Raw genomic sequence first — 9,004 nt, forward strand, 5'->3', positions numbered from 1 at the left:
GTTTCTCCTTTACAACGCGGGGGAGGTCCAGTCGGCCGGGTCGGCGCTGAGCCGTTGCGCTTCGTCGGTCAGATTCGGTAGGTAGCCCGGGTTGTCGCGACGGCGCACAAGGACGCTCGGGTGCACCAGCGCGTCGGGGCCCATCGGCCTCCGCCGGCGACCGAGGAGGTACCACAATTTGCCGTTGTCGTGGATCGGCGCGTCCGCGAAGTCTTCGGTCACCGCGCACTGCTGCCGGTAGGCCGCCGGGTCGATCGCCAGTTCGCCGACGATCCCGTCGGTGACCCACTTCAACGCGATCGTGGCAAGCCGGTGATCGGGCATGAACGTGCCGCCGACATCGGCGTGCACGCCGGCGAACCAGCGTTCCTGAAGTCCCTGCGGATGGCGCTCGACGAGGTACTCCCGGTAGGGGCGGCGACGTTCGTCGATCGAGACAGCGTGGCGAATGCGCGCCACGTTGGGCAGCGAGCGGGTGTAGGGCCAGCGCAGGTTACCCAACCTCAGGAAACCGGCCGCCTTGACGGTGTCCCACAGGCCGAGATACGCCACCGGCACCGCGTGATGCCACACCTGACTCGGGCTGTTCTGCCGAACAGTGGAAAACAGCGGCTCGCCCTCGGTGCGCCAGCAGAATGCGCGGGCGAACTCGGCCCAGTGGGCATACTCGTCCTGAGTGAAATACCGATTGATGGCGTACTTTTCGACCGCATAGGGCAGCAGGTTCTCCGAGCCGGGCCGCATCAAACCCGGCCGCAGCAGCATGCCGGCCAACGCACGCGCGGTGTAGGCGCCGCGGCTGAATCCGAAGATGTAGAGCGCGTCGCCCGGGCGCCAATGCTGCATCACGTAGCGGTAGGCCTGTGCGACATTGCCTTTCAGCCCCAGGCCGAATGCCTGCTCGAACAGTAAGTCCTTGGCGCGCGACAGCGAACAATGCGCCGATGCCGGCGCCAGGGTGCCGACGCCGGGGTCGTAGTAGGCGAGCTGGCCGGCCGGATCGTCCTTCTCCAGCATCTCGAAGAGCTTGGCGACGTTGGTGAGATTCCCGGCTCCGATTTGGTTGGCGGTGCCGTCGAGGCAGACGACAATCCGCTTGCCCCGCGGTGGTTCAGGGTGCTCGGGCATCGAGGAAGGCCTCTCACAGGTATTCAACTCCCTGATGCGTAGCACTCTACGGCGGCGGCGCACGGGCCGTGACGCCTTTCGCGGGCCGGTGCGGAAGAATCGCGGTCAGCATGGACGACAGCGACGATTCCCAACCCGACGCCCAACCCGCCTCCCGCCGCACTCACATCGTGCGGCTCGCCGTGTTCGTCGTGTTCCTCCTCGTGCTGTTCTACCTGGTGGCCGTCGCGCGAATCATCAACATCGAGGAGGTGCGGCGCGTGGTGTCGGCGACGGGTCCGGCGGCGCCGGTGACCTACGTCGCCGTATCGGCCGTCCTGGGCGCGTTGTTCGTGCCCGGCTCGATTCTGGCCGCGGCCAGCGGGCTGTTGTTCGGTCCTGTACTGGGTGTCTTCGTGACGCTCGGCGCGACCGTGGGTACCGCCGTGGTCGCCAGCCTCATCGGCCGCCGGGCGGGCCGGGACAGCGCGCGTTCGCTGTTGGGGCCGAAACGGACCGACCGCATGGACGCCTTGATCGAACGTCGCGGTCTGTGGGCGGTGGTCGGTCAGCGCTTCGTCCCGGGCATCTCCGACGCGCTCGCGTCCTATGCGTTCGGGGCATTCGGAGTTCCGTTGTGGCAGATGGCTATTGGCGCGTTTGTCGGGTCGGTCCCGCGAGCGTTCGCCTACACCGCGCTGGGCGCCTCGATCGGGAACCGGTCGTCGCCGCTGGCGTACGCCGCGATCGCGGTCTGGTGCGTCACCGCCGTCGTCGGCGCGTTCGCCGCACACCGCGGCTACCGGCATTGGCGCGCCGGCCGTCGCGAGGACTCCGAAGCGGACGGCCGCTAGTTTCCCGCTCGCTCGGCGGACACGAACAGGTTTCCCGGCACGGCGTCCTCTACCTCCTTGGGCGCCGCGCGGTCATAGCCGGCCATCAGCTTGTCGGACGGGGTGACAGTCACGCTCCAGCCATGGCGGCGGAACCACTCACCGACGTCCTCGCGCTCCTCGAAATACCACAGCTCGTCGGTCCTCGGCACCTCTCGAGCCGGGTCCACCCGCGCCATCAAGGCGCGGACCCGGTCCATCCGCGCACGGCGCTTCGCGCGGAACTCCGGATCGAGGAACTTCGGACCCAGCGCCTCCACGGCCACCCGGCTGCCGGGGGCGGCCAGCCCATGAACGCGGTCGAACAGCAGCTCCTGTGCGGCCGCAGGCAGGTACGGCATCAGCCCCTCGGCCGACCACACGCTGGGCGCCGAGGGGTCGAACCCGGCCTGCCGCAACGCCGCCGGCCAATCGTGGCGCAGGTCGACCGGGACGGCGATCCGGTGGCACGCGGGCTGCGCCCCGTGTTCGGCCAGCGTCGACAATTTGAAGTCCAGCACCCGGGGCTGGTCCAACTCGTAGACGCATCCGCCGTCCGGCCATTGCAGCCGCCATGCCCGCGCGTCCAGGCCCGCCGCCAGGATCACCGCCTGCCGGATGCCGGCGCGCGTGGCGGCCAGGAAGAACTCGTCGAAAAACGCGGTACGCGAGGCCATGTAGCCGACCATCGCCTGCATCTGCAGCGGCAACTCGGGTTCGGCCTCGACGAGTTCGTCCGGCAGCTGCGGCGCCGAATGCCAGTTCCACACCCCGTCGCCGGCGGCGTCGAGGAAAACCTGCGCAAAGGGATCGCGGATCAACGGATTCTCGCTGCGCGTCTCGGCCGCGCGGGCGGAGGCCACCCCCAACGCCGTCGCCCCCACGCTCTCGGTGATCTCCCAGGTGTCGTTGTCCGTTCTGGCCACGCTCACGCCCTCCGATTTCGCTAGCTCACCTACGTACACGACCCTACGCGCGCCAGGTTGGCGGGAGCTGTCGCGCAACCGGGTATCGGCGTTAAGTTGTCGGCGAGCCGGCGAGCGGGATCGATCAGCGGCGCCGAACGGATCCGAAGGATCGGCACAACATGCGAGTCGACGGGCGCGAGGTCAGCGTTTCCGGCAGCTTGCTGCAGCCGTTGACCCGGCGCACCAACGACATCCTGCGGCTGGCCGCGAGCGCGACCTTCCTCGCCGTGGTGATCACCAGTTCGCTGATCACCCGGCCGCAGTGGGACGCGCTGGAAAAGTCGATCTCGCAGATCGTCGGGGTGCTCTCCCCGCGACAGGCCGACCTGGTGTACCTCGCGTACGGCCTGGCGATCCTGGCCCTGCCCTTCATGATCCTGATCGGCCTTATCGTCGGGCGGCAATGGAAACTGCTCGGGGCGTATGCGGCGGCCGCGCTGCTGGCGGCGCTGCCGCTGTCGGCGGGCGGCAACGGGTTTTCGGCGCCGCGCTGGCACTTCGACCTCTCCGAACGCCTGCAGACCGTGTTGGGGCAGTTCCTCGACGACCCGCGCTGGATCGGGATGCTGGCGGCGGTGCTGACCGTCTCGGGGCCGTGGCTGCCCGCGCGCTGGCGGCGTTGGTGGTGGGCGCTGCTGCTGGCCTTCGTGCCGATCCACCTCGTCGTCAGCGCCATCGTGCCGGCCCGCGCCCTGTTGGGCCTGGCCGTCGGCTGGCTCGTCGGCTCGCTGGTGGTGCTCGTGGTCGGCACCCCAGCGCTTGAGGTGCCCCTGGAGGCGGCGGTGCGCGCGATGGCCAGGCGCGGGTTCGTGGTTTCGCGGCTCAGCGTGGTCCGGCCGGCCGGCCGCGGCCCGCTCGTCCTTTCGGCCGGATGCGACGAGCCCGACCGCGCAGCGGTCGTCGAGCTCTACGGCCCGCATCAGCGCAGCGGCGGCACGCTGCGCCAGCTGTGGATCAAGCTGCGCCTGCGCGACACCGAGACCGCACCCCTGGTGACCTCCATGCGCCGCGCCGTCGAGCATCGCGCCCTGATGACGATCGCCGTCGGGCAGGTGAACCTGGCCAACACCGCGACGATCGCCGTCGCCACCCTCGATCGGGGCTGGATCCTGTACTCGCACAAGCCGCCCGATGGCCTTCCGCTCGGTCGATGCGCACAGTCCACGCCGGTTCAGCAGGTGTGGCAAGCCCTGCGGATCCTCAACGACCAGCAGATCGCGCATGGCGACCTGCGAGGCAACGAAATCACCGTCGACGACGGCACCGTGCTCTTCGGCGGCTTTCACAGCGCCGAATACGGCGCCACCGAAGCTCAACTCCAATCCGATATCGCTCAGCTGCTGGTGACGACCTCGGCCCTGTATGACCCCAAAGCGGCGGTGGCCGCCGCGATCGAGGCGTTCGATCGGGACACCATCCTGCGCGCGTCGCGTCGATTGACGAAAGTCGCTGTGCCGCGGCCCATTCGCAGGTCAATCTCGGATGCGGGCGCCGTCATATCGGCCGCCCGCGCGGAGGTGAAGCGGCAGACCGGGGCCGACCAGATCAAACCCGAAACCATCACCCGATTCACCCGCGGCCAGATCATTCAGCTGGTGCTCTTCGGCGCCCTGGTCTATGTGGCGTACCCCTTCATCAGCACCGCGCCCACGTTCTTCTCCCAGCTGAGGACCGCGAACTGGTGGTGGGCGCTGCTGGGCCTGGGGGTCTCGGCGCTGACCTACGTCGGGGCGGCCGCCGCGCTGTGGGCGTCCGCCGACGAGACGGTGAACTTCTGGAGGCTGTCAATCGCGCAGGTGGCCAACACTTTTGCCGCCACCACCACCCCGGCGGGAGTGGGCGGCCTCGCGCTGAGCACACGGTACCTGCAAAAGGGCGGCGGGCTGTCCGCCATGCGGGCCACCACGGCGGTGGCCCTGCAGCAATCCGTGCAGGTGATCATGCACCTCGTGTTGCTGATCCTGTTCAGCACCGTCGCCGGCGCGTCGATGAACCTGTCGCACTTCGTCCCCACCGCCACGGTCCTCTACCTGATCGCGGGCCTGGCGCTCGGGATTGTCGGCACCTTTCTGTTCGTCCCCACCCTGCGACGCTGGCTGGCCACCGACGTGCGCCCCAAACTCAAAGAGGTGACAACCGACCTCGTCGAGGTCGCCCGGGAACCGAAACGACTGGCGCTGATCGTAGCCGGCTGCGCGGGAACGACTCTGGGTGCTGCGCTGGCCCTGTGGACCAGCGTCGAAGCATTCGGCGGCGGCGCTTCGTTCGTCACCTGCACCGTGGTCACCATGGTCGGCGGAACGCTGGCGTCCGCCGCGCCGACGCCCGGCGGGGTCGGGGCCGTCGAAGCCGCGCTGATCGGTGGCCTGGCCGCCTTCGGGGTGCCGGCGGCCATCGGTGTGCCGTCCGTTCTGCTGTATCGGGTGCTCACCTGTTGGCTGCCCGTGTTCGCCGGCTGGCCGGTGATGCGGTGGTTGACCAAGAACGAGATGATCTAAAGCGCGCCCCGGATCACTCGGTTCCAGGCTGCACGACCACGAGAATGGTTGAGGTGCGCGCGCTTTGGCCGACCGTAGAGGTCAAGTACACCAGGTAGTACTCCGGGGCCACCGACCGTTCGACCTTGATGGGTACGTCGATGCTCGCCGATCCGTCCGGGGAGAACTGTCCCGTCGCTGGCGTCACGCTGATACCGACGTCCGAGGCGGTGCCGGTGACGGTGTAGCCGCCGGCATCACCGATCATGCGTTGGGCGTCGATTTTCACGGTGCCCGTCGTGCCCGGCTCGATCGTGACGATGGGGCTGGGGACGTTGACGGTTACCGCCGAACTGCCCGCACCGAAGGACGGCGGCGCGGACGATTCGCTTGTGCCCCAAGTCCTGTCCGGATAGGCGACGAGCGAGAAGCTCAGGTCCCCGCCGGTGCGGATGAATGACTCGGGCAACCAGGTGTGATCGGTGGGCCGGCCGCCGACACGCAGGCCGCTGATGTATTTGAGGTGGCGCGGCCCGGAAGCTCCCGGCGCGGAGATCCGAATGGCTCTGCCGCCGGGGAGCGCGAGCACGGCACGGTCGAAGATCGGTGCGGCCACGGTGAGGATCGACGTTCCCGGCGTGCTCGGGTAGAGGCCCAGGGCCGCCCAGACGTACCAGCTGGCCAGCGCGCCCAGATCGTCGTTGCCCGGCTCCCCGTCGGCCGTCGGTCCGAACAGCCCACGCACCCGGTCGACCGTGCGCTGCGCCTTCCACGGTTGACCGACGTAGTTGTACAGCCACGGCACCCCGAAGCCGGGTTCGTTGCCGGCCCACAGGTAGGGCTCGTTGGGGCCGACGTTCAGCTTCTTGGTGAAGCCGTCGAGCCGCCCGGCCACCGCCTCGCGGCCGCCGAGCGCGGTCACCAGGCCGGCCACGTTGTGCGGCACCCACCAGACGTACTGCGTGGCGTTGCCCTCGTCGAACCCGATCTGGCCGAAATCCTTCGGGGACACCACGAACGCCGGGCCGGCGCGGAAGAAGGTGGTCCAGTTGCGGGGTGAGATGTACCCGGTGGTCGGGTTGAACAGGTTCTGCCAGTATTGCGACCGGCCTTGGAATTCGGCGGCGGTCGCCGCGTCTGGAAGTGAATCGGCGAACCGCGAGATGGTGAAGTCGTCGACCGACCACTCGAGCGTGATCGACGCGGCGGCGACCCAGCCATCGGTGCGGAACTCGAAGGAGAACGGCGCGTAACCGAATTGCAGATACGTGTCGATCCCCGGCCTTTCGACGTAACCGTTAAGCCCGACACCGCCTTTCGTCGCCGCGTTCACCATGTAGCGCAGCGCAGTCTTGGTGTCGAAGTCCTCGGCACCGAAGGCGTGCAAGTTCGCGATGAGCGGTACCACGCTGTCCCCGCTCATCTCCGCGGTCGCGGCGTTGGCCAGCGCCCACCGTGGCAGCGCTCCGCTCTGTTCGGCGTCGTTCACCAGCGATTGGGCCATGTCGCTTGCCCGGTCCGGAAACAGCAGCGCCTGCAAAGCCGCCAAACATCGGTAGGTGTCCCAGTCGGAGAAGTTGGCGTACTGCGTGTGGCCCGCGGCCACGGTGTGCACGGCGCCGTCGAATCCGATGTAGCGTCCGTCCGCGTCGTTGAAGGTGTTGGGGTGCAGCAACGATCGATAGAGCGCGGTGTAAAACGTCTCGAGGTCGTCGGCATTACGGCCGGCGACCGAGATCCGCGACAGCGTGGCGTTCCACATCCTCCACGCAGCGCCACGCACGTCGTCGAAGCTCGCCCCATCCTCGGCCGCCAGGTTGGCCCGCGCTCCGTCGATACCGACGTAGGAGATCGCGGTCCGCACCTCGAGCACGGCTCCCGCCGGGAATTCCACGTAGCCGCCGCTGTACGGCGAATTCGCGCTGCGGGTACCGGGATACACCGCATTGCCATCCCACGCTCCGTACGAAACGAATGGCTGGCTGAACTTCATCGCGAAATAGACCGTGTACGTGTTGTTCTTGCCGCAGAATCCGCCGCTGGTCGCCCAGCCGGTGATCGTGGTTTTGTCCTCACCGATCTGGATGGTCGCGCGGGAGTTGCCCGCCAGCGACGCCCCGGAGCGCACGTGCAGCAGGGCGGGGCGGCCGTTGCGCGGGTAGCTGAATCGGCCGACACCCGTGTGCGTGGTGGCGGTGAGTTCCGCCTTCACCCGGGTGCCCGGGAACCGCACAGTGTAGTAGCCCGGCACTCCCCTTTCGGTGTCGTCGTGCGCGATCCGTTCCCAGGCCTTCCATGGTTGCGAGCCAATTGCATTGGTGGTCGGCAACATCGAGATGTCACCGAATGCGGCGCAACCCACCGAGGCGTGCGTCATGCTGAACCCGCTTGCGCGCGGGTTGTCGTAGTTGTAGCCGGCGTAGTTGCCGACGGTGTCGGGCGAGTACTGCACCATCCCGAACGGCACGGCGGCGCCCGGGAAGTTGTTGATCTCCCCCACCGTCTGGCCGCCCGTCCCGGTGCCGATCAACGTGGCGACGTGGTCGGCCGGGTTGGCGACGAATGCGGGCTCACCGTCGTAAGCAATGGGCGGCGGCGCCGCGGCGATGAACGCCATGAAGACGACCGACGCCGCCAGCAGCGCGACGAGGGCCCTTCGTGACCGCATACCTGTCTCTTACTGGACAACGCGGTTCTGGGTGAGTGTTTTCCAGACGAATTGGATAACGATTTACGGGCCGCTCGCGCTAGCGCCAAAAAGAGCAAAAGATACCGGCGAAGTTGCAGGCCATTTCGGCTACTGTCATTTCGGCGTGGCCGGCGCTGGTACCGGCCCCATTTTCGGGAGATTGGATTATGAAACATTTGACGCTAGCAACCATTTCCGTAGCGCTGAGTTTGGCGCTCGTCGGTTGCGGCAACGACCACAAATCCGGCAGTCAATCGTCGACTTCGACGTCCACATCCACCTCAACGTCCACGACGTCGGCCGCAACCAGCTCCGCCCCGGCCGCGAAAGCGAAATACACCATCGCCGACTACGTCAAGGACAACCACATCACCGAGACGCCCGTTCACCACGGCGATCCCGGCCCGAACGTCGACCTGCCGGTGCCCGCCGGCTGGCAGCTCAACCAGAACGCCGGCACGTCGTACGGCGGCATCGTCTTCACCCAGCCCACCAACCCCGCCGATCCGCCCACCATCTCGGCGTTGTACTCCAGGCTCTCCGGCGACGTCGACCCGGCGAAGCTCATCCAGTACGCCCCGGGCGAGGTGCAGAACCTGCCCGGTTACCAGGGCAGCGGCGACGGGACCGCGTCCACGCTCGGCGGTTTCCAGGCGTGGCAGCTCAAAGGCACGTACCAGAAGGACGGCAGCGCCCGCGTCATCGCCCAGAAGACGGTGGTGATCCCCAGCCAGGGCGCGGTCTACGTGCTCCAGCTCAACGCCGAGGGCCCGCAGACCGATGAAGGCCCGTTGATGGACGCCGCCAACGTCATCGACGACCAGACCACCATCACCCCCTGAGCGAGGGAAGTGGTGGCGCCGCGGAGGGGTCCCCTGTCTCTTATACACA

At 67.8% G+C, this 9,004-nt stretch carries 6 protein-coding genes; 3 read left to right on the forward strand and 3 right to left on the reverse strand.

Annotation, left to right across the window (positions count from 1 at the left end):
- Positions 1–9: 9 nt before the first annotated feature.
- Positions 10–1,128: a DUF2235 domain-containing protein gene (locus A5756_RS11040; protein WP_066952039.1), complete on the reverse strand. Its 1,119-nt coding sequence runs from the start codon at positions 1,126–1,128 to the stop codon at positions 10–12.
- 110 nt (positions 1,129–1,238) lie between these two features.
- On the opposite strand from A5756_RS11040, the gene A5756_RS11045 reads away from it, so the two are divergent.
- The gene (locus A5756_RS11045) at positions 1,239–1,961 is read left to right on the forward strand and encodes a TVP38/TMEM64 family protein (RefSeq protein ID WP_066952040.1); all 723 of its coding nucleotides are present in this window, start codon (positions 1,239–1,241) and stop codon (positions 1,959–1,961) included.
- Here the strand turns inward: A5756_RS11045 and A5756_RS11050 are convergent.
- Positions 1,958–2,905 carry a class I SAM-dependent methyltransferase gene (locus A5756_RS11050; protein WP_066952064.1) on the reverse strand — a complete coding sequence of 316 codons (948 nt, stop codon included), beginning with the start codon at positions 2,903–2,905 and terminating at the stop codon, positions 1,958–1,960. The genes A5756_RS11045 and A5756_RS11050 overlap by 4 nt on opposite strands.
- Positions 2,906–3,066: 161 nt before the next feature.
- Between A5756_RS11050 and A5756_RS11055 the strand changes: the two genes are divergently transcribed.
- Positions 3,067–5,445 (forward strand): lysylphosphatidylglycerol synthase transmembrane domain-containing protein, encoded by a 2,379-nt coding sequence (locus A5756_RS11055; protein ID WP_066952042.1) that lies wholly within the window; start codon positions 3,067–3,069, stop codon positions 5,443–5,445.
- A 13-nt stretch (positions 5,446–5,458) separates the two neighbouring features.
- Here A5756_RS11055 and A5756_RS11060 read toward each other — a convergent pair whose 3' ends face one another.
- On the reverse strand, positions 5,459–8,092 hold the full coding sequence (locus A5756_RS11060) for a GH92 family glycosyl hydrolase (RefSeq protein WP_066952043.1): 2,634 nt from the start codon (positions 8,090–8,092) through the stop codon (positions 5,459–5,461).
- 188 nt (positions 8,093–8,280) lie between these two features.
- Here A5756_RS11060 and A5756_RS11065 point away from each other — a divergent pair, with 188 nt between their 5' ends.
- Positions 8,281–8,955 (forward strand): LpqN/LpqT family lipoprotein, encoded by a 675-nt coding sequence (locus tag A5756_RS11065; RefSeq protein ID WP_066952044.1) that lies wholly within the window; start codon positions 8,281–8,283, stop codon positions 8,953–8,955.
- The last annotated feature ends 49 nt before the right edge of the window (positions 8,956–9,004 follow it).

Source organism: Mycobacterium sp. 852002-53434_SCH5985345 (genome assembly GCF_001667155.1).
GTDB lineage: Bacteria > Actinomycetota > Actinomycetes > Mycobacteriales > Mycobacteriaceae > Mycobacterium.